General features: G+C 49.9%; 16 protein-coding genes. 5 read left to right on the plus strand and 11 right to left on the minus strand.

Features of this window, described 5'->3' with window-relative positions; all coding sequences use genetic code 11:
• Nucleotides 1-36 precede the first annotated feature (36 nt).
• Nucleotides 37-3522 (plus strand): hybrid sensor histidine kinase/response regulator, encoded by a 3486-nt coding sequence (locus tag C2M34_RS05635; protein WP_105258287.1) that lies wholly within the window; start codon nucleotides 37-39, stop codon nucleotides 3520-3522.
• Entirely contained in the window at nucleotides 3515-4147 is a 633-nt protein-coding gene (locus C2M34_RS05640) for a response regulator transcription factor (RefSeq protein ID WP_158681397.1), read from the plus strand. The genes C2M34_RS05635 and C2M34_RS05640 overlap by 8 nt, the downstream gene beginning before the upstream one ends.
• Before the next feature lie 62 nt (nucleotides 4148-4209).
• On the opposite strand, the gene C2M34_RS05645 is transcribed toward C2M34_RS05640, so the two are convergent.
• Both C2M34_RS05645 and C2M34_RS05650 read right to left on the minus strand, forming a co-directional pair.
• Nucleotides 4210-4581 carry a DUF3703 domain-containing protein gene (locus tag C2M34_RS05645; RefSeq protein ID WP_105258289.1) on the minus strand — a complete coding sequence of 124 codons (372 nt, stop codon included), beginning with the start codon at nucleotides 4579-4581 and terminating at the stop codon, nucleotides 4210-4212.
• A 177-nt stretch (nucleotides 4582-4758) separates the two neighbouring features.
• On the minus strand, nucleotides 4759-4992 hold the full coding sequence (locus C2M34_RS05650) for a TIGR02647 family protein (RefSeq protein WP_105258290.1): 234 nt from the start codon (nucleotides 4990-4992) through the stop codon (nucleotides 4759-4761).
• Between the two features lie 221 nt (nucleotides 4993-5213).
• Between C2M34_RS05650 and C2M34_RS05655 the strand changes: the two genes are divergently transcribed.
• Entirely contained in the window at nucleotides 5214-6656 is a 1443-nt protein-coding gene (locus C2M34_RS05655; RefSeq protein ID WP_105258291.1) for an amidohydrolase family protein, read from the plus strand.
• A gap of 141 nt (nucleotides 6657-6797) precedes the next feature.
• Here C2M34_RS05655 and C2M34_RS05660 read toward each other — a convergent pair whose 3' ends face one another.
• The 8 genes from C2M34_RS05660 to C2M34_RS05690 form a co-directional block, all read right to left on the minus strand.
• Nucleotides 6798-7625: a hypothetical protein gene (locus tag C2M34_RS05660; protein ID WP_105258292.1), complete on the minus strand. Its 828-nt coding sequence runs from the start codon at nucleotides 7623-7625 to the stop codon at nucleotides 6798-6800.
• A 548-nt stretch (nucleotides 7626-8173) separates the two neighbouring features.
• Nucleotides 8174-10390, minus strand: a complete 2217-nt coding sequence (locus C2M34_RS05665; RefSeq protein ID WP_234398771.1) for a polysaccharide biosynthesis tyrosine autokinase — start codon at nucleotides 10388-10390, stop codon at nucleotides 8174-8176.
• Between the two features lie 16 nt (nucleotides 10391-10406).
• Entirely contained in the window at nucleotides 10407-10847 is a 441-nt protein-coding gene (locus tag C2M34_RS05670; RefSeq protein WP_105258294.1) for a low molecular weight protein-tyrosine-phosphatase, read from the minus strand.
• A 4-nt stretch (nucleotides 10848-10851) separates the two neighbouring features.
• Nucleotides 10852-11970 (minus strand): polysaccharide export protein, encoded by a 1119-nt coding sequence (locus tag C2M34_RS05675; protein WP_105258295.1) that lies wholly within the window; start codon nucleotides 11968-11970, stop codon nucleotides 10852-10854.
• Between the two features lie 622 nt (nucleotides 11971-12592).
• Nucleotides 12593-14200 carry a cation-translocating P-type ATPase gene (locus C2M34_RS05680; RefSeq protein ID WP_199878776.1) on the minus strand — a complete coding sequence of 536 codons (1608 nt, stop codon included), beginning with the start codon at nucleotides 14198-14200 and terminating at the stop codon, nucleotides 12593-12595.
• Entirely contained in the window at nucleotides 14200-15060 is an 861-nt protein-coding gene (locus tag C2M34_RS15755; RefSeq protein WP_199878777.1) for a P-type ATPase, read from the minus strand. Before C2M34_RS15755 ends, C2M34_RS05680 begins: the two co-directional genes overlap by 1 nt.
• 226 nt (nucleotides 15061-15286) lie before the next feature.
• Entirely contained in the window at nucleotides 15287-17107 is a 1821-nt protein-coding gene (gene glmS, locus C2M34_RS05685) for a glutamine--fructose-6-phosphate transaminase (isomerizing) (protein WP_105201163.1), read from the minus strand.
• Nucleotides 17108-17162: 55 nt separating this feature from the next.
• Complete coding sequence (locus tag C2M34_RS05690; protein WP_105201164.1) at nucleotides 17163-17933, minus strand: DeoR/GlpR family DNA-binding transcription regulator; 771 nt, start codon at nucleotides 17931-17933, stop codon at nucleotides 17163-17165.
• Nucleotides 17934-18097: 164 nt separating this feature from the next.
• Here C2M34_RS05690 and C2M34_RS05695 point away from each other — a divergent pair, with 164 nt between their 5' ends.
• Complete coding sequence (locus tag C2M34_RS05695) at nucleotides 18098-19000, plus strand: retroviral-like aspartic protease family protein (RefSeq protein ID WP_105215157.1); 903 nt, start codon at nucleotides 18098-18100, stop codon at nucleotides 18998-19000.
• 5 nt (nucleotides 19001-19005) lie between these two features.
• On the opposite strand, the gene C2M34_RS05700 is transcribed toward C2M34_RS05695, so the two are convergent.
• Nucleotides 19006-19308: a DUF6482 family protein gene (locus C2M34_RS05700; RefSeq protein ID WP_105201166.1), complete on the minus strand. Its 303-nt coding sequence runs from the start codon at nucleotides 19306-19308 to the stop codon at nucleotides 19006-19008.
• Nucleotides 19309-19736: 428 nt separating this feature from the next.
• Here C2M34_RS05700 and C2M34_RS05705 point away from each other — a divergent pair, with 428 nt between their 5' ends.
• Nucleotides 19737-21035 carry a LysM peptidoglycan-binding domain-containing protein gene (locus C2M34_RS05705; RefSeq protein WP_105215159.1) on the plus strand — a complete coding sequence of 433 codons (1299 nt, stop codon included), beginning with the start codon at nucleotides 19737-19739 and terminating at the stop codon, nucleotides 21033-21035.
• Nucleotides 21036-21054: the final 19 nt, after the last annotated feature.

Below are 21054 nucleotides of genomic sequence, written 5' to 3' on the forward strand. Positions count from 1 at the left end.
ACATTCGGAGCTCCCCAATGGGGAGCTCATTTGCTTATGTTGTCTCGCTTACTCATCCTACAATGCCTGTTTTGGCTGTGCAGTGTTCAGGCTATCGAACACCTGGCTCCATATGCCACTCGTTGGGATACCACCAAGGGGCTGACGCATAACAGTGTTTACGACATCGAAAGAGATGCATTTGGCCGACTTTGGCTGGCCACCCCCGGCGGGGTGAGCATAGTCGACGGGCTCGGTGTAATCCAACTCAAAAAAAGCGCCCAAAAAGACAAGGGCATACGCTTTAATCCCATTACCCAAATTCATGCCCGCGATGACTTCATCTGGGTGCTGGGCCTGGGGGGGATCGAGTTAATTGACCCCAAAAGCCTCCGGGCACACCCCTTTCCGGACCCCAACAAACTACTGCAGCGTGTCACTAACATGATTTTTGTTAGCGAGACCAAGGCCTATGCCGTGGCCAATCGGCAACTACTCGAAATAGACCTACGCACTTATGAGCTGACGATTATTTCCAGCGCGCTTTACCAAGGCGCGCAGGTAAACTCATTTGCGCACTATGACCAAGCCCATATTTTGCTTATGACATCGAGCGGTCTGGTGCTTTATAACTGGCAAACGGGCAAACACCGACTTTTCAATTTAGAGAACCTGGCCCGTGGCAAAGAAGATATTCGCGCCATTTGGGTCGACTTCAGCAATCAACATGTGTGGCTCAGTATTTTCAACAAGGGCCTGTTTGTCTACGACCAGCAAAACCGCCTTAAAAAGCATCTGCGCGTACAAAATAATACCCTGCCCTCGAATATGATTTCGAATCTGCAGGTCAGGGAGGAAAAAGTGTATGCGGTCACTAAACGTGGCGTGGTCATTATCGACCGATACCGGGCCATTCCCAAGCAGGTGGTCTTACCCACCAGCCTTAATAACAGCTACCGCAACTCGGAAATGGCACTGGCTGCCGGCATCGGCGACAACAACGAACTGTTTATCGGCACCAACAACGGCTTTTATCATGTCTCTCCTACGGCCTATGAATTTCATGCACTGAGCGAGCAAGCACCTGATTTTAAAGGGCCCATCCTCACGCAATTTATCGATCAGGATGAATTAGTCATCCTAACCCAAAGCCAACAACACAGATTTTCTCCAGCGCGTGGCTGGCAGGCTTTGCCGCATAGGCTCGACACCGCAAATCTGCGTTTTATCAGTGATCACACCACCGCGGTGAAAAACTTCCATGATCTTGCCCTGTTTAATGGCTTAGACTATACCTCGCACCCCATTCATGGGCGCCCGGATCCACAAGCGCCCATCACCTATCTAGCCTATCTTAAAGACGCCGATATCTATGTGGTGGTCGATGATAAATACCTGCATCTGGCCCAATTTGATAATGCGGCGCTGCAAGTAATGCGCAGCTTCCCCCTGGAGCTCGCCTCGGTAATCGATACGGCCTATGCCGATGGCAAGCTCTATATCTCCAGTCAGCGTCATGGTGTTATGGAACTGGCGCTTGAGCAACTGGCCCAAAACCAGCCCGCCCGGTTGCACACCATCGACGGTGCTCAGGCCGTGACCAGTCTGTTTTTAGACTCCTCAGCTCGGCTGTGGATCACCACCTTAGACGAAGGAGTCTTTACCCTGGATACGAGGGCAGGGACAAGCAGTATGACGCGCTTGCCACTTCCCAGTGATGGGTTCATTCCCTCTGCCAGTTGCGTGGTTGAGGACAGCCAGCAGCGGATATGGATAAGCTCTCGCCATGGTGTGAGCGTCTATCACAGTCAAGATAAAACGCTGCACAGCTATACTGGCGCGCAAGGGTTAGGGGCTATTCCCATCACCGACTTTTGTGGCCGCCTGAATCGGTTTATCTATTTCGCCAATAACTCAGAGTTGCTGCTGGTCGACCCAGAGCGCTTAGGTAGCCACAGCAAGCCAACCTCAATCACCTTTACCGATTTGTCCATTGACGGCCAATCGACACCGCTTAGCGAGGGGATCCGCATTACCGACCCGAGTGTAATCGAGTTTTCCATGAGTGCCAGCTTGCCCCATGATGAGAGCGGCCAATTACTTTATCGATTAATTGGCCAAAACTCGCACGCATCGCAATGGCTGCCCAGTCGCTCTCGCTATATCACCTTGATCAAACCCAAGCCCGGCCAGTATCGCATCCAGGCCAAGGTGCTCGGCTATGACTCGGTAGAAAAAGCCTTTATCCAATCAAGCTTTGAGGTTAAACCGCCTTTTTACCTGCTGCCCTCCATGATTGCCCTGTATATCGGCCTCGCCTTCGCCCTGGTTGCGCTGGGCTTTGTGGTTAAATTGCGTTTAAAAAATGCCGAACTGGCGCTTTCTCGCCATAAGCATCAGGAGCAAAAGTCGTATGCCAAGCGGCTGGCGCAAGAAGTAGCAGCGAAAACAGAGCTTTATAAAGAACAACAACAACTTGCGGTGAAAGCCAACCTGGATAAGACCCGTTTTATTGCCTCCGCCAGCCATGATTTGCGTGCCCCTTTGAACGCAATTCGCTTAAAGCTGCTCAATACCTTGCCCGCGGACAGCTCCAATAGTGATGCGATAATCAATGAAATTACACTATTAGATCAATTGGTTGATTCTATCGTCAGCATCTCTAAATTTGACGCTAAGATGGTCAAGCCAACAATAAGCGAAGTAAACCTATGCGCCCTGGTTGCAGAGAGTGTGAGTCGCTTTACCCATCTTGCACAAAAAAAGTCACAGCAACTGACCTTCACCACGGCGCATTCCGAGGCCTGGGTGCAAACCGATCCCTTTTTATTGGCACGGGTGATAAATAATCTCGTGGATAACGCCATCAAAAACACCCCGGAAAAAGGCAACATAGAGCTGCGACTAGCAACGCAGGAGCACACCTATACCTTGGCTATCATAGACTCGGGCAAAGGCATCAATGAGGCGATTAAGGACAAGGTTTTCAACAGCTTTTTCCGAGGCACCGAAAGCTATGCGGGCAGCGGCCTGGGGCTGACCATAGTGCAGCAAATCTGTCAGATACTCGCGCTTAATATAGAGCTGGACTCCAGCGCACAGGGGTGTACCTTCACTCTCACTCTGCCTAAAAGCAATAAGCGAGTAACGACACAACAAGCCCCCTCGGTCACCAGAAACGTTTTGATAATTGATGATGAGCCAACCTACGCCAATGAGGTGGCCGCAATGGTCACAAAGCGTGGCTTTGCACCGAGTGTGTTTTTAAGCGCTGGACAAGCGCTGTGTTACCCTGGGCCCAAGCCGGAAATGATTATTTGCGATTATCATCTTGATAACGGGGCCTTGGGGACAGAGGTCGCAAGCCAGATAGCAGCGCGCTTTGCGCTGCATAAAAGCCGCATCATTATCATGTCGGAAGACATCCGCATAAGAGAGCAAATAAGGCTTAACTTTGGTTATCGCTTTTTAAACAAACCAATTAAATACAGCCGCCTGTCATGGCTTATCCAACAGCTGGGAGATGCACAGAACAATGAATAAGATCCTCATCGCCGATGATCATCCGCTTTTTTTAGCCGGCCTAAAAGGTGCGCTCTTAAACCGATTGGAAAATACCTATATCGAGCACGCCGATAGCTACCTGGCTCTGTTTTCAAAGCTACAAGAAGATGATGGCGAACTGGACTTGCTGATCATGGACTTAAACATGCCAGGAGCGACCGGTGCCAGTGGCATCTATTTCCTGCGGCAAACCTATCCAGAGCTACCCATTGTCGTTCTCAGTGCCCATGATAGTCAGGATACTCGCCAGGAATGCTTGCAAGCCGGCGCGTCAGAGTTTTTATCGAAATCGGTGGATATTAACGAGCTAGTTAGCAGCCTTACGCGCATCTTTGCCGGTGAATATCAATTCCCGACAGCTGTCGGCGTCACTCCCTTACCCAGCGTACAGCAACGGCATTATGAGTTACTGGCAAGCCTGACCCCTTCGCAATTCAAGGTCCTGCACCTCATGGCCAATGGCGATGCCAATAAGCAAATTGCATCCACACTCAACATCTCTGAGAAAACGGTCAAGAATCATATTTCTGCCATTTTCGCTAAACTTGGGGTCAGTAATCGCACGCAAGCCAGTAAGATATTTATCGAGCAGGAAGGCCGCTAACATTAGGACATCTGCATTTAAGATCGCAACCGTCCTATTAACGGCGCGTCCACACCAGCAACCTAGCCCTTAGCGCATCGCGACTTGGCCTGCGCTATGGCCTGAGCACACTCGGATGAAAGTGGCATGGGCTTAAACGGGCTTACATTAGCGCCCCCTGTGTTGCCCGTTGGCAGCAAGCCTATGGCGGTTTTGCTTATAGCACCGACAATACGCAGTATCTGCCCGACAACCTCAGAGTAAGCCTTATTTTTCCAGCCCCACACCAGCATCCGCCAATGGATGTAGGTATGCCAATAGGTGGACTCCTGCCCTAACACATGGGCATTTTCTAAGTGCTTAAACTCTTGTGTTCTCTGAGTCGATAACCTGGCTCTGCGCGCCATAACCAACTCACGCAGGACGGCAGAACGGATCGCTTGAGTAAAGTTCATGCTGTGCTCCCATCACTCAATTTTTCAACAGCATAAACCTTAGTGTTAACTCCAAGGCAAGATTTTTTATGAAGTAATATTTTTCAACGACCTTTCAAGGCGGCCGGCATTTACGTCAAGGAAAGGGAAACGAGGCAAGTAAGGCAGCAAGGGCTTGCCGCCTTGGTCATTCTTGAATTAGCAGCTTAGCGCACTGTGCAGGGTGTCGAGGTGATTAACCAAATCCAGGCCCAGGTCGGTCAGGTAGCCGCCGTCCGGGCTATCGGTAATGCCCTTATCAAACAGGCGTCGAGCCGCTTCGCGCATGGCTTCATCGGCATCGCTATGCACCTTAATGCCCTGCATATGACTGGCCCGAGGAAATTTAGCCAGTAACTCCATCTCGTCAACCATGGCTTGATTTATACGCATATTATTTTCCTTTGTTGCTTTTATTATCACGCTTGTATTAATGCTAGACGATGAAAAAAAATTTGCCCTGCGCTATATCATAATTTCGCACTTTCATCTTAGAAACCGCTCTGTTTGTACATTTCCATCACGCACTCATCCGCCAGCGAGCACGTTTTGTCGCATTCAACTGTTGGCAGCCGGTCGCCACTGTTAGGCTCAAGAAAAATGAGGAGATAACCATGACTAAACTTTTCCCGGCACTGTGTGCCTCCTTGCTGGTAAGCGCCTGCAGCAATATTCCCCCGCCCATGCAGGCCGATGTGCTTATTTCGCAAGTGGATGTTATCGATGTGCGCAGCGGCGATATTAACGCCGATCAACAGGTGGCCATCCGCGGCGATAAAATTATCTGGGTAGGCAAAGATGCCGAGCATATTAATGCCACCACCCAGCTCGATGGCACAGACCAGTATATTATGCCGGGCCTGTGGGATATGCATGTGCACTTTGGTGGCGGCGAAAAGCTGATTGCTGAGAACCAAGATTTATTACCTCTGTACCTGGCTTATGGCGTGACCGCGGTGCGTGATGCCGCCGCCGATATCAGCGATTCAGTGCTCACCTGGCGGGCGGCGATAAATAACAATGAACTACTCGGGCCAACCCTGTTTACCTCGGGCCCCAAGCTAGAAGGGAAGAACTCAATCTGGGCCGGCGACCTGGAGGTAGAAACCGAGGCAGAAATGAATGCAGCCCTGGATCAACTTGAGGCCATGGACGTCGACTTTATTAAGATCACCGACAGCGCCCTGACCCCCGAGCTCTACCTGAAGGCCGTGCAGGAAGTAAAAAAACGCGGCCTGCCGATCAGCGGCCATATCCCCTTTGCGCTCTCGGTCACCCATGTGTCTAACGCCGGCCTTGATGGCATTGAACACATGCCTTACCTGCTAAAAGCCGGTGCCCGCAATGAAGCAGAAATTTCCGCCGAGGTGCGCAGCGGCGAACTGAGTTACTGGAGTGCCCTGCCCATTATTCGCGCCAATTTTGATGAGCAAACTGCGCTAAGCAAATACCGTGTCCTGGCCGAAAACGACACCGCGGTCGTGCCTACCCTGATAGGCAGCCAGATTATCGCCTTTATCGACGAAGACGATCACCTGAATGACCCGGAGATCGATTTACTCGGCCCAGGCCTTAAGGCCACTTACAGTTGGCGGGTTGAGCGTGCGGCACAAAAGGCCGCCGCCGATGCCAATGAGATCACCGAGCGCAAAGCCCGCTTTCGCGCCACTCGGGACCTTCTTCCCCTGCTCGACCAAGCCGGAGTGACCATTATGGCCGGTACGGACACGGGTTATCTCAATTCTTATATTTATCCAGGTAAGGCATTGCATGACGAGCTCGCCATTTATGTCGACGGCGGTCTCAGCCCACTGCGCGCCTTGCAAAGCGCGATACTTGCGGGACCAAAGTGGCTGGGTAAAGAGGCGGAATATGGTGCTGTGGAAGCGGGCAAAAAAGCCGATTTGCTGCTGCTTGGCAGCAACCCGCTTGAAGATATCAGTCATACCCGTGATATCCGCACCCTGATCAGCCGTGGCCAGGTCTATAACAGCGCCGCACTGCAAGCCATGCTCGATGCGGCGAAGGCCAAGGTTGCTAAAGCACAAGCTCAATAAGGACTGCGGCGTTTAAACAACAAGCAATAAAAAAAGCCATCAGCTCGAACAGCTGATGGCTTTAACCAATGCCCAAAACATTGTTTGAGCCCAATGACCGCCTGCTAGGCAGGCAGTCATTATCCTTGGCATCTGTTTGCCTTAGTTGTCCACGATATCCACATCAGCCAGGCTACCTTTAACCGCACGTACTTGTTGTACGGTTACCATGTGTTTGCCAACAAAGGCTTTTGCATAAGAACTTCCGGAAATAGTGCCGCCTTCTGCTACCGATACTTCATCAATATCCACTTCCGCACTGGCACGCGTCATAAAGTGCGCTCTAATTTCATAATTTCCTGCATCCATATTCGGCAGAATAAAATTAAAGTGGTGAGACGCTAAGGTATCTTGCATTAAACCAATTTGTTCATCAGTAGTCGTACACTCAAGAGCCGCGTCGATAGTGCCATCGGGAGTATCCACGTAACCTTCATCGCCAGGCATAAGGCCGTTTTCATCCATGCCACCGGTAGAGTCGGTGCAAGTATCAAGCACGCCGCCTAAGGTAGCATTGAGCTCTTGAATACGCTTCGACAACATCACGGCACCGGGCGCAGCATTAACCGAGTCACCACCGCCCACAGGCGTTGCGGTGAGCAGTACCCAAGCGCTGCCATCGGCAATGGCTTTTGCCGCGCCGCCATCTTTACCTTTTAAAGAAGTATCCGTAGTCAGGCCAATTTCCGCAGACACACCCACCAAGAGTTCTTTATCTTGCGGAACCTTAATGGTGGTGATCAAATAGCCATCATTCGTTGCCACTACTTGAGCATCAGCTATCACATCCGGGATTACGGCGACAGATACAAAGTTGACCGGGTTGTCATTCCAAGCAGCCGCAAATTTGGCCGACGCAGCACCGGCAGCATGAGCGGAAAAAGCAGAACTTGCGATGGATACGGCGAGTAGTAGAGTGTTTAATTTCATGTGAACTCCCTGGTTTTTAAACCATAGTTTTTGATTAATAACTGTGAGCCATAAAACTACTATGGGATCTTCAATACCTTGCTACTGCGGTACTCCACATAACCGTTCTGGTTAAAAATGTGGTCTAAACATTTTAGTCAATTTAAAGGGATTGCAAGTAAAAATTCATTCTTAAGGGTGAGAAAAACAAGGAATATAAAAATTTTTTTTGATTTATCGGAAGTTACTTACTATCTTTTCAGATCTTTTTGAGTTCAGAAGCGCCAAATGAGCTTTCAAGCGCCCTCGACCTAAAAAATTAACGCATTGTTATTTATCCGTTTTATTTTTTCCTTTTCAAGGTCACTTATTCAGTTTGTTCAGGCAGCAGAAAAGGAAAAATAAATTTATCGCTCTGCGTAATTTAATTTTAAAACACCACCAATTTTATTAGGTTTACCGATAAATTTACTGCTATTTCATTAGCTCGCGGATTAGCATCATGCATCTGGCGTGCGTGGCCGTAAGCTGTATATAAGCCAGCACGCGCAGATTTCAGCTCACCAGTATCAGGCTGATTCTGATTGATAGGCATAGTTATAATAGCCATAGGCGCTGCCGGCTTTTTTAACCACACCGTTAAATACCACGCCTTTTACATCTATGCCGTTTTGTGCAAAACGATTGACGGTTAACTCAATTTCACGCACCTGGTTTAAACCAAATCGGGTTACCAACAAGGTAGTTCCTGCATGGGCGCTAACGATAGCGGGATCCGTTACCGCTAAGATAGGCGGAGTATCTATGATAACGAAGTCGTAATGCTCATTTACCTGAGCAACAAAATCATCAAAATTCTTATGCATTAAGAGCTCAGAGGGGTTTGGAGGCACCATACCCCGCGCAATAAAATGCAGGCCTTCCACCTCGGTCGCCTGAATTGCTTTATTAAGCTCAATACGGCCACTGAGTAGATCCGATAAACCATTTTCTGACGCCACATTAAAGTGTTTATGCATAAAGCCCTTACGCATATCGGCATCAACAACCAGTACCTTTTTACCACTTTGTGCCAACACTATAGCCAGGTTACCCGAGATAAATGATTTTCCAGCACCGGGACTCGGGCTCGAAATAGCCAACACCTTATTTTTGGCTTCCATCATGGCGAAGTGCAAGCTGGTACGTAGGCTACGAAGACTTTCAATCGTCAGATCTGCAGGATTGTATAAGGCGAGTAAATTACCGGCTTCCGCCTCTTTTTTACCGCGAGACTTGCTCTCTTTATTTAGATTATTCTGAAGATCCGAGTAGGGCACAGACGCATAAACAGGAATACCTAAAGCTTCAATTTCTCCGGCATCTTCTACGCCACGGTTCATCACCTTTTGAATAAATACAATCACTAGGGCAATAAGGCCGCCAAGGAAGGTTGCCAGCACGACCATCAAGGCTTTTTTCGGTTTAACTGGCTTGGTTGTATCAACTGCCGCCTGATCCACAACACGCACATTACCGACCGTACCCGCGCGAATAATATCCAACTCTTGGGTTTTACCCAGGAGCAGCATGTAAATTTCGTTGCTGACCTCAACATCACGACGCAATCGCAATAGTTCCTGCTGGGTTTGCGGCAGATCGCTCACTTTCGCAACCAACTGGTCACGCTGCTCAGAAACCGCCTCAATTTGCCCCAAAACTCCTTGATAAGTTGGATGGGTCTTTTTAAATTTACGCGAAATATCAACGCGCTTAAGCTCCAGCTCTTGCAACTTGGTTTCCAGTTCAACCACTTGATCGAGAAGACCTTGGGTCTCAAGGGAAATATCAATCGACTGATATCTACGTTGATGTTCGTTGTATTTTCTTTCCGCACGCTCAAGTTGCTTTTTGATTTCGGGTAACTGTACCTCTAAAAACTGCAGCGATTTCGCGGCTTCCGCCGAGTTGCGATCGACATTATTGCGCACATAGATGCTACTGATTTTATTCAATACTTTTTCGGCATAGGCAGGAGAGCTGTGTTCAAAGCTCAATTCAATAATGCCCGAGTCTTTGGCTTTCTCAATGGCTCTAATTTGGCTTTGTAGCCCTAAAATGGCACGGTAGCGGTCATTTTTAACCAAGATAAAAGTACTGCCGGGGCGAGCTGTTAGCTTACGTACGCTAAGCTTATAGTAGCCTTGTGTTATATCTTGTCCTACCTGACCAACCAATATCTTTTCGCCAGCCGGATTGTACAACTCATAGCCATTGTCAGTGGTGACAAGTTCAAACGCTTGACCCAAAAAGCCTTTAGGCACATCGAAGCGGAAAACATCTATTGATTCACCACCCCAGGCATATTGGTCAAAACCCATAAAAGGCTCGGCCAGGTCGGTGTCGCTTTGGGGGTTAAAACCACGAAAAAACTTGTCTCCTATCAGCGGCATCAGCTTAGGTTTGGCAACAAGATTAAGATTTAGGCTGTCGACGGCTTCGCCAATTACAGTGCGTGATTTAAGCAGCTCAATCTCGGTAATTGCGCCACTTATGCCTTCAAACATGCCGGCCATATCTTCCAAACCGGGCACACTAGGCTTACTCTGCTCGACTTGTATTAGAGCTGTCGCCTTGTAAATGGGCTTAGAGAACACGGCTGTAGCCACACCGAACACAGTGAAAATAGCGGTAATGAGAATAATGAAGTACTTGCGATCGAGTAGGATTGCAAAGAGTGCGAGCAGGTCAATCTCCTGCTCTTGTTGTCTATCTTGGCCTATACGCTGGTTTTTTAGATTACTCATTGAGTTGTTCATACTTCTACAGATACTTAAGCCAAGCATTTGTTGCTTGATCAATTAGTTGATATACATGTTCAAAGGCCTCACGGCTTTGCTTATATGGGTCTGGAATAGGTTGGTTATTCATCCATTTACCAAGCAAAAAAGCCTTTCCGCGAGCGTGAGGGTAACGCTGGTGCAGATCTCTCAAATGAGACTCTTCCATCACTAAAATCACACTATGGCTGGCGACCAGTTCACCGCAAATTTGCCGGCCCTTATGCGGGGTCATATCAACCCCTTGCTCTGCGGCTACGCTTTGCGCCGTATGATCGGCATCATGCCCCTTCATTGCCGTAAGGCCTGCTGAAGATATATGGATGGCTTTATTTGCTGCCGCTACCTTACGCTTTAGCAAATACTCTGCTTTGGGTGAGCGGCATATATTGCCAGCACACACCATTAAAACTGAATCAAACATAGGCTTAAAAAACGTTATTTCGTACTTCGACTTCTGAATATTGGTTAATTACAGAAATGGTTGGCACAAGCTGGCGAATCAGACGATTCCAACGAGCAACCGGAGCCGTAGTTACGTAGACAATATCTTTAGGCTGTAACTCAAACTGTTCAGCAAGAACATAAGCCAGTGCATTTTGAGCATTGAGTTGATAGACATCGGCGATAATATCGCTGTTATCGTTACGCGCTCGCAACACAAAGACGCCATTTGCATTCGCCGTCTCTTCATTCAGACCGCGGGCCTCACTGATGGCCTCTGCCAAGCTTAAGCCGTAACGGTCAATGGTGATCGAACCGGGCTGCTTTACGTCCCCTAACACATAGGCTTTACGCTCGTCATTACGAGAAATGTGGACAATGTCGCCATGTTTAAGTAAACGGTTTTGCGAGATATCACCATGGGCATAAAAATCATCCAGGGCAATCACTTCTGCTTCGCCGCCCCTGGTGAAAGTAACTGTTTTCCAATCGGCACGAGCGGTTAGGCCGCCAGCGTTGTTAATGGCATCAATAAGCGTTAACGGTACTTCAGTAATAGGGAATACACCGGGCTTATTAACCTCGCCCGTCACATAAGCGCGCTGACTGCGAAATCCAACAACTTTTACGTCGACCTGTGGCTGTTCAATAATATGACTTAAACGTTTTACCAGTTCGTCGTGGACTTCAAGAATTGTTTTATTTTTTACTGGAATTTTTGGTGCATACGCGTAGGTAATGGTGCCATCCGCTTGTACACGGAAACCATCAAATTCAGCTGTACGCTGCACCACAGCAGGAATGGTTAATTCGGGATGATCCCAGACACCAATAGAAAGCACGTCTCCCACACCTAGGCGATACTCGTAATTAGAGGTATCAACACCCGCTAGGCTGGATGGTTTTTTTGGCAGAAGATCACGAGATTGACTGGCGATAACTTTTGAATCAATAACCTGGATATTAACCTTATCCAGATCTTGCTCTAACTGGTTACTTTCTTGCCTCGTAGCCGCACCTTCCATATAACTGCCAGGAATTAGCGTACAACCACAGCCGAAAAGAACAATGGCCGCTACAAGTGAGTTTTTCATCAACACCATCCTTATGTTTACATCCTTATTTAGCAACTCAACAAAATCCCGAAGAGTCTGGAATAATTTATATGTACTTGGAGTTGCGTGCTGATTTGGGTTGAGTGATTGTTTTTGCTGTCAAAAAAGAAGCAACTTACTACAAACAAAACCATTATTAGCAACTAAATTGTCGGCGGTAAATTAAGGTGTATTCTCTGCACCAGCAAAATTAGATACAGAACATAGGTATGTTACTGCAGAAAATTGAGTGCCTTTTGGATACCGCTAAGCAAACAAATAACGAAAAGAAAGAGGCCCAACATAATTTGATACAGAAGCTTTCATTCGTTGTTGGATAATTGGGTAGGGAAACGTGAAATCTAGAGCCAATAAATGCCTGCTCAACACATGAATCCCTTCCCGCATTTATCGCGCCACATTCTAGCAGAAGAAAACTCCGCGATACTAGCCTAGTTTAGGAAAAAAGTAGGGTTACTTTTCCAACCGAAATGTTTGAATTTTAGGCACATTCAGATGGACATCCACTCTAAATATTGGGTTCTTTCTTTTAGCTCGGTAGCAGAGCTACACTGTAACAAAGACCAAGACCCGAGCTATAAAGAGCAGCCTAATTATTCTTGTTTACTTATCAGGCTCCTGTTCTCGACCGGCTTGTCAGCATAAAGGGAATAGCCGCGGCGATAAATCCGCTGGCCATGGCTAGCAGCCAGTCGTCTAAATGCAGGGGTAACAGGTGTAGCAAGTCGGCCAATGCCGGAACTTGAATCAGCAAAACACTGACAAGCATGGTGAAGACCACCAAAACCCGGGACGCCAGGGTGCGCAGCCTACTCAGTGCAATAGTAATACCGGCACTGACGCTGGTCAGCGCAACCAGGGCCATGGCTCTGGCATGCTCCACGTCTTGCATCGCCCCCAGGCTGCGGATATAGGCAAAGGTGATCAACAAGGTAAAAACAACCCCGCTGAAAACAATGACACCCCAGTGTCGCCGTGAGAAAAACCGGGCCGGGCCATTGGCTTGAGCGGGGGCAAGGTGCGAGGTATCGGCACTGTTTTGAAACACCAGCAAGGCCGTGGGATGAATGATCATCTCCAGCCAAACGATATGTATCGGCAGATAAAGAACGGGATATCCAAGAAAAGGGATGACCGCGGCGGTCAAGACCAAGGGAATGTGGACCAGCAGCAGGTATTCAAAACTCAGGCGTAGATTGTTAAACAGCTGGCGCCCCTCGGCGATCGCCTGCACTATGCTACGAAAGTTATCGTCGAGTAAAATAATCGCCGCGGCCTCATGGGCACTGCGGGTACCGCGCTCGCCCATGGCAATGCCGATATCCGCCGACTGAATGGCCGGCACGTCATTTACCCCGTCTCCCGTAACCGCGACTATATCGCCACCTTGCTTAAGCGCCTGCACCAGCGCCAGCTTTTGCGCGGGCACGGCGCGTGCGATAACATCAACCCCATCCAACACTCGGCTATCCTGGTTGGTTAGACTGGTTGCCAATGCTTCTCCTTCTATCACCCTGGGCTTCCCCTGATTCAGGCCTATTTCGCTGGCAATGGCCGTCGCCGTAGCAGGATGATCCCCTGTCACCATAATGACCCGAATTCCCGCTTGCTGGCAGATCTCCACGGCTTCTTTTACACCGTCGCGCAGTGGGTCTTCAAACGCCAGCAGCCCGGCCAACGTAAAACCCTGCTCGGGCTCCTGATCGCAGCGGGCCTGGTCATCCAACTCTTGCCAGGCGCAGGCGATCACCTTGTGCCCTGTTCCCGCCAGCTTTTCGACCTGCTGTTGCCAGCGCTCTAAATCAGTCCCACCAAGATCGCACAGGGCCAATATGGTTTCCGGCGCACCTTTGACCGCGATGAGCTTCGTTGTTTCTTCCCTAATCACCGCCGTCTCGCGCTTGCGAGCTTCGGTAAAGGGAAAGGTATATAATACAGCATGCTCCAGTGGAGCACCTGATACGAGGATAGCCTGATCCATAGGGTCACCGCTGTCCTCTCGGGATGCATAGGCAGCAATCTGCAGCAGCCGTTTATCGTCGATGTCGCCGACCGCGTAGTGATGCGCGAGTTGCAGACGCCCCTCGGTTAAGGTGCCCGTTTTATCCGTACAGATACAAGAAACCCGGCCTATGTTCTCTACCACAACGGCACGCCTCACCAAGGCCTGACGACGCGCCAGCCGATAGACTCCCACCCCGAGAAAGAAGGTGAGCACTACAGGAAACTCTTCCGGCAGCGCCGCTCGGCCAGGGTCAGCCCGCTCAGCAGCGCATCGATGAGGCCATGCCCCTGGTAAAGGCGGGTTCCGGCCAAGAGCACACAAATAACACTGGCAATAATAAGCAGCACCTTAACCAGCTCGGCCACGGCCAGTTGCAAGGGTGTGCGCTGATGACCGCCGTGGAGCACCGACTGAATAATTTCACCGTACAAGGTGCCTTTCCCGGTATGGGTTACCAGCATGCGGCCCGAGCCGGTCAGTACACGGGTACCGGCATATCCCCAATGCGTCGCCGCAACCCGCTCGGTCGCCTTTAGCTTATCCGGCTCTTGCAGTGCCAGCTTGTGTACCGGAAAGGCTTCCCCGGTCAAGGTTGACTCATCGACCTGAAGCTGCTGCACGCCAACGAATACTCCGTCCGCCGGCAGCGAGTCGCCGGGGTCTAAAAGCACCAGGTCACCGGGCACCAGTTCCACGGACTCAATGGTGAGCTCTTTAGCGTGACGCACAACCCGTGCCTGGGAAGCCAGACGACGCCCCAGGCTTTGGGTTGAGGCTTGAGTGCGCCGATGCAGGTAAGCATCCATGCCAAGAAAGGGTATCAGTGCCAGCAACAAAATGCCGGCTTCGGTCAATTCGCCGGTGACAGCAAACAGTCCGCTGGTGATCAGTAAAAACCACAACATAGGATCTTTAATGGTGTCGATAATCAAAGCCCAAAGGCCACCGCTGACCTGCTCGGCAATACGGTTATCGCCATAGCGCATGCGTCGTTGCATTATTTCCGCATCATCGAGCCCAGAGTCGGCTTTTTTCAAGTCATCCAGTCTCTCGGGAGGAATTGTGCGTTGCATAGCGGCGCTCTTGGCTCTGGTTCATAACCCACTAAATATAGGCCGCTTTATAAGAGGGCGACAGGGCAACATAAGCCCGGGTGGATACTGCGCTAATGCGAAGGGATTGCGTAGAAGCAGGGTTTGAAAACAAATTTACGTAGGAAAAGTGCCACCCGGATTCAGGATGAGTCAATTGCATTAAAAAAGGCGCTTCCGCGCCTTTTTATTATCTACCAACCTGTGATTACTCTACGGTAACCGACTTGGCTAGGTTACGAGGCTGGTCGACGTCCGTGCCCTTGATTACGGCGACGTAGTAAGACAGCAGCTGTAATGGGATGGTGTAGACCACAGGAGCAATCACATTTTCAACATGATTGACGTTGATCACACGCATGGTGTCGTCAGACTCAAAGTGTGAATCCTTATCCGCGAACACATAGATGATGCCGCCACGAGCGCGCACTTCTTCCACGTTTGATTTCAGCTTCTCCAACAACTCGTTGTTTGGCGCCACAACGATTATCGGCATATCCGCATCGATTAACGCCAATGGGCCGTGCTTCAATTCACCCGCCGCATAGGCTTCGGCGTGAATGTAAGAGATCTCTTTGAGTTTCAGCGCCCCTTCCATGGCAATGGGGTACTGAGAGCCACGACCAAGGAACAGCGAGTGATGCTTGTCGGCGAATTCTTCCGCCAGGGCTTCGATGTCGTCGGCAAGCAAGAGTGCTTCTTCCAACTTGTTTGGCAGAGTCTTAATGGCGTTAACGATTTCCGCCTGGTTTAGGCCTTTTTCCTGGGCAATCGACGCGGTTAGCATCAATAAGCCAACAAGTTGTGTGGTGAAGGCCTTGGTTGAAGCCACGCCGATCTCGGCGCCGGCCTTGGTCATAAAGGCCAAGTCAGATTCACGCACCAATGACGAGCCAGGCACGTTACAGATAGTCATAGAGCCCATATAGCCCTGCTCTTTGGCCAGGCGCAAGGCGGCCAGGGTATCGGCAGTTTCACCGGATTGAGAAATGGTTACCAGCAGGCTGTTCGGGTGCACAAACGACTCACGATAACGGAACTCGGAAGCAATCTCGACATTACAGCTGACGCCGGCAAACTGCTCCAGCCAGTAACGGGCCACCATGCCCGAGTGGTAAGAGGTACCACAGGCAATGATCTGTACGTGCTGCACGTCTTTAAAGATCTGCGTGGCGCTGTCGCCAAAGGCATCCACGGCTACGCGGTCATCTTGTAAACGGCCTTCCAGGGTGTTGCGCACCGCCATTGGTTGTTCGTAAATTTCTTTAAGCATATAGTGGCGATATTCGCCCTTGCCCGAGGCGTCCTGAGTGATGTTTGATTCCACCACCTCACGCTCCACCGGCTCGCCGTTCAGGTCGAAAATCTCGACGCTGTCACGGGTAATACGCGCCACATCACCTTCTTCCAGGAAGATAAAGCTACGAGTTACAGGTAATAGTGCCAGCTGATCGGAGGCGATAAAGTTCTCGCCCAGACCCAGACCAATTACCAGCGGGCTGCCTGAGCGGGCAACGATGATTTCATTGTCGTTGGCCTTGTCGAATACTACGGTACCGTAGGCGCCTTCAAGCTGCTTAACCGCGGCCTGTACCGCGCTTAACAGGGTGTCGTGTTGCTGGCGTAACTGGTGGATCAGGTGCACCATGACCTCGGTATCGGTTTCCGATAGGAAAGTATAACCATCTCCCTTCAACGCTTCGCGCAGGCTAGAGTGGTTTTCAATGATGCCGTTGTGTACCAAAGCCAGTTCATTGTTCGACAAATGCGGGTGCGCATTGGCTTCGGTTACACCACCGTGGGTGGCCCAACGGGTATGAGCGATACCGGTAGTGCCGGATACACCGGCATCGTTTAAGGCGCTCTCAAGCATGGCAACCTTGCCCACGGCTTTAACGCTGTTTAGAGTATTGCCCTGTAGCAAGGCCACACCGGCCGAGTCATAGCCACGGTATTCAAGGCGCTTTAGGCCTTCAACTAAAATCTTGTTTACTGGGCGCTCTGCAACGGCACCAACTATTCCACACATAAATTCTCCATTTGCACGTATGTGTTGTCTTTTTGCCCTATGTTGTCGGTCGGGCTTATTCGTTTACCTCGGCACAGATCAGCTGCACGCCATGGGCGCTTATTTCCCGGCGCAACTCGGGCGCCAGGTTGCTGTCGGTGATAAGCGTGCTGACCTGTTGCCAAGGCAGTTCTAAATTCGGGATACGGCGACCGATTTTTTCCGACTCCACCAGCACCACCACGTCGCGAGCGGCCTCAGCCATCACCTGGCTTAAACCGATAAGCTCGTTAAAGGTGGTGGTTCCACGGGAAACATCGATACCATCGGCGCCTATAAACAGGGTATCGAAATCGTAAGAGCGCAGTACCTGCTCGGCAACCTGGCCCTGGAAGGACTCGGAATGCGGGTCCCAGGTGCCACCCGTCATCAGCAGGGTGGGCTCATTCTCCAACGCCAGTAGCCGGCTGGCCACATTGATGGCATTGGTCATCACCACCAGGCCGCGTTTAGAAGCCAGCTCGGGGATCATCGCCGCCGTGGTGCGGCCGCTGTCGATAATGATGCGGTGGTGATCTTTAATCAGCTGCGCCGCCGCCTTAGCAATGGCGCGCTTGCGCGCCGAGTCTTGCGACTCGCTGCCGGCGACTATCTCTTTCGGCAGCGCAATGGCGCCACCATAACGGCGCAATAGCAGACCGCTTTGCTCTAACGAGGCCAAGTCCTTTCGAATCGTAACTTCTGAGGTATGTAACTGCTCCGCCAAGGCTTCAACCGACACTTCACCCAGCTCATTAACCTGGTTAAGTATGGTGTGGCGGCGCTGTTGAGTGTTACGTTTGGTCATTTAGCAATAAATAAGTTTCGATTCGAAAGATGCGCATTATAGTCGAAACTTTAAGCAAAGCTCAACCTGTTATTCCCAGCACATCACTAAGGATTGATTTTACATAGATGTAACATTTCTGTATTCTCAAAGCTGCTTTTTATAGCGCACAAGGACGAAAAGCTATGCGTACACTAATTTATATCACTCTGATTTTATGTAACTTCCCTTCACTAGCGGCTATTTCTAAATGGACCAGTTTTAGCCAAAGTAATGGCCATATCACCATTCCTGTTACCGTTGAAGGCATTGAAACTCACGCCATACTCGACACCGGCGCACAAATACATGCCATCAATAGCTCATTTATCTTAAAAAATAAGCTCGATTTAACCGCCGCGGGCAGGATCAGGGTCAAAGGTGTTTACGGCACTGAAGACAAAAAAACATATAACCAAGTCGAATTAAGCCTGTTCGGGTTCGATACCCAAATAGACGGCTTAGTTGCAGCTCAATTGGGTTTTCACACAAATGGCATTCTGCTCGGTGCTGGCTTCTTCGATAAATTCATAGTGCAAATAGACTATCCGAATAGTCGTATGCGTTTAATAACGCGAGACAGCCTGGATCTAGGTGAACTGGAAAACATCGAAATGCGCGCGCAGCGTGGCACTGGAAGACCCATAGTGAAGGTCGCTTTGGGCGAAGAGCGCAGCGCTTGGTTGTTACTCGATACCGGCAGTAACGGCGGCTTAACCATCAAACGCTCTGTAGCCGATAGTCTCGGCTGGTTAGACAATAAAGAGCTCAGCACCGGGATTAGCATGGGGGTCAATACCTTGGCCACCACCAACTCTTTGCGTATCGATGAATTTAAATTTGGCCCATATACGCTGGAAAATGTACTTGTAAGCGTACCGGGTGAAGGACAAAGCGCAAACCTGGAGGAGCAATTCTCAACGACTGGTACCCGCATTAAATCCGCGAAGGTCGAAGGGATCCTCGGTTACGATATTCTCAAACACTTTGTCGTCACCATAGATTACAAATTTGGCCACGCCCATATCGGCCTGCCCGAGGAGCAATAAGCACCTCAGCTCAAACTTCGTAACTCCATATCACAGGTGTGATCATCCAGGTCATCTTGCGGCCCCAGCTCTTCATAAGCTGACTGCATTTTTAACAACGCCTGGGTGGCACCGAGCGCCGATAACGCCCGCTCTGCTTCACGCAGCGAATTAAAAGACTTGGTAACCTCATGATGATCAGCCAAAATATGATAGTTACCCAGGGTATCTATCACCCCTGCCAGATAGTGATTGGCGTCAGCATAACTGAGGATAATAGCGCGATAGTGACTATCCGCGATGGCCGCTTTTAGTAGATTGGCTTGCATGGTGTGGCTCCTAAAATGTGCTCACCTACTTTAAAGGTAGCAGAGGAATAAAAGGAGTTAAAAGCATCTGTTTTAATGCCTGCTCGCTTATGATCAAAAAAGCACCTCTGAGGCTTATAGCGCGGCCTTTTGGCGATATCTGTCGGGGTGCTTACTGGGTGCTCAGAGACGCAGTAAATGTGCGCTCTCAACCCGCCTTTGTGCTATGTTCAAGTACAGAGGGAACCACCTGGAAAATGGGTGGTCTATTTTGAGGGTCTGCTGACTCACAGAACAAAAATAATATTTAGGTGTGGCTCAGTCACTTAAGCCAGCGCTCAGTTTTAGCTCACTTTGTGTTCAGGTTAACAGATTAAGCTCACACCCTTTCGCTCTTACTACCCAAGTGGCGCACATATAACTTTTTATCTTAATAACACTGAATTTTTATGTATCGAATTTTACTTATTTCTTTTTTTCTGGTGTTGGCTGGCTGTCAAACCACGCCGTCAAACGATAACCAGACGCAGCAGGATGTGACTGCTGCGGATAACCAGAACAGTGCCGGCACAAGCACAACCGATAATGCTAGCGCCAAGCAGAGCGAGCAGCAAACCAAAACAGCAAGCACACTGACACCACAGCAGGTTGAGGATGTGTGGCAACGTATTCGCATGCAACTCAGCTTTGCCGACTCAAAGCATCCCGCGGTGCAGCAACGCATCGACTGGTATTTATCGCACCCTAACTATATGGAAGAGATCAGCCGCCGCGCCGAGCCCTATCTGTACCACATAGTTACCGAGGTGGAAAAACGCGAACTGCCCATTGAGCTGGCACTGATGCCGCTGATCGAAAGCGACTTTGATGCCAGTGCTTATTCTCATAAGCATGCCTCGGGTCTGTGGCAGCTCACCCCATCTTTGGCCAAATATTTTGGCGTGAAAATCAGTCCCTGGTATGACGGTCGTCAGGATGTGATCGACAGTACTCAGGCGGCATTGGACTTTATCGAGTATCTGCATAAGCGCTTTGACGGCGACTGGTATCACACCATAGCCGCCTATAACGTCGGCGAAGGCCGTGTGTTAAAGGCCATTGAAAGCAATAAAAAAGCCGGTAAAAGCACCGACTTTTTCGCCCTGAAATTGCCCAAGCAAACTCGCCACTATGTGCCTAAATTGCTGGCGGCGGTGCAACTGCTGAAGCATCAGAAAATGGAGTTTCCGCTGATAGCCAACCAGCCAAGCATTACCACCTTGCCACTGTCAGGTGCCGTGGTGCTGGCCGATAAAACGAAATGGGGCAATCTGGAGCAACTTAACCATGGCGTGATCCGCTTTCCGGCCATCATAGACGCCCCACACATAGTTGTGCCGGTAGAGGACAAGCAGCAATGGCAGACGCTGATCGCCGACCAGCAAAACGGCGATTACAGCCAGTGGCAAAATTACACCATAGCAAAAGGCGATAGCCTGAGCGTTATCGCCAAACGTTATTCGCTCACGGTGCAGCAATTAAAAACCTTTAATAACCTGAAGTCGGATCGCATCCGTATAGGTGACAAGCTGATTTTGCCGGTACTGGCGGATGAGCAAATTGAATACAAGGTGGCCTCCGGCGATAGCCTGTGGAAAATAGCCCGTCGTTATCAGGTGAGCGTGGCCAAGCTCAAGCAGTGGAATAATCTCTCTAAAGACACCCTGCGTATTGGCGAAACCCTAACGCTGTTTTTATCACGCAGCTAATCCCCATATAAATAAGGCC

Source organism: Pseudoalteromonas sp. T1lg88 (assembly GCF_002964765.1).
Taxonomy (GTDB): Bacteria; Pseudomonadota; Gammaproteobacteria; order Enterobacterales; family Alteromonadaceae; genus Pseudoalteromonas.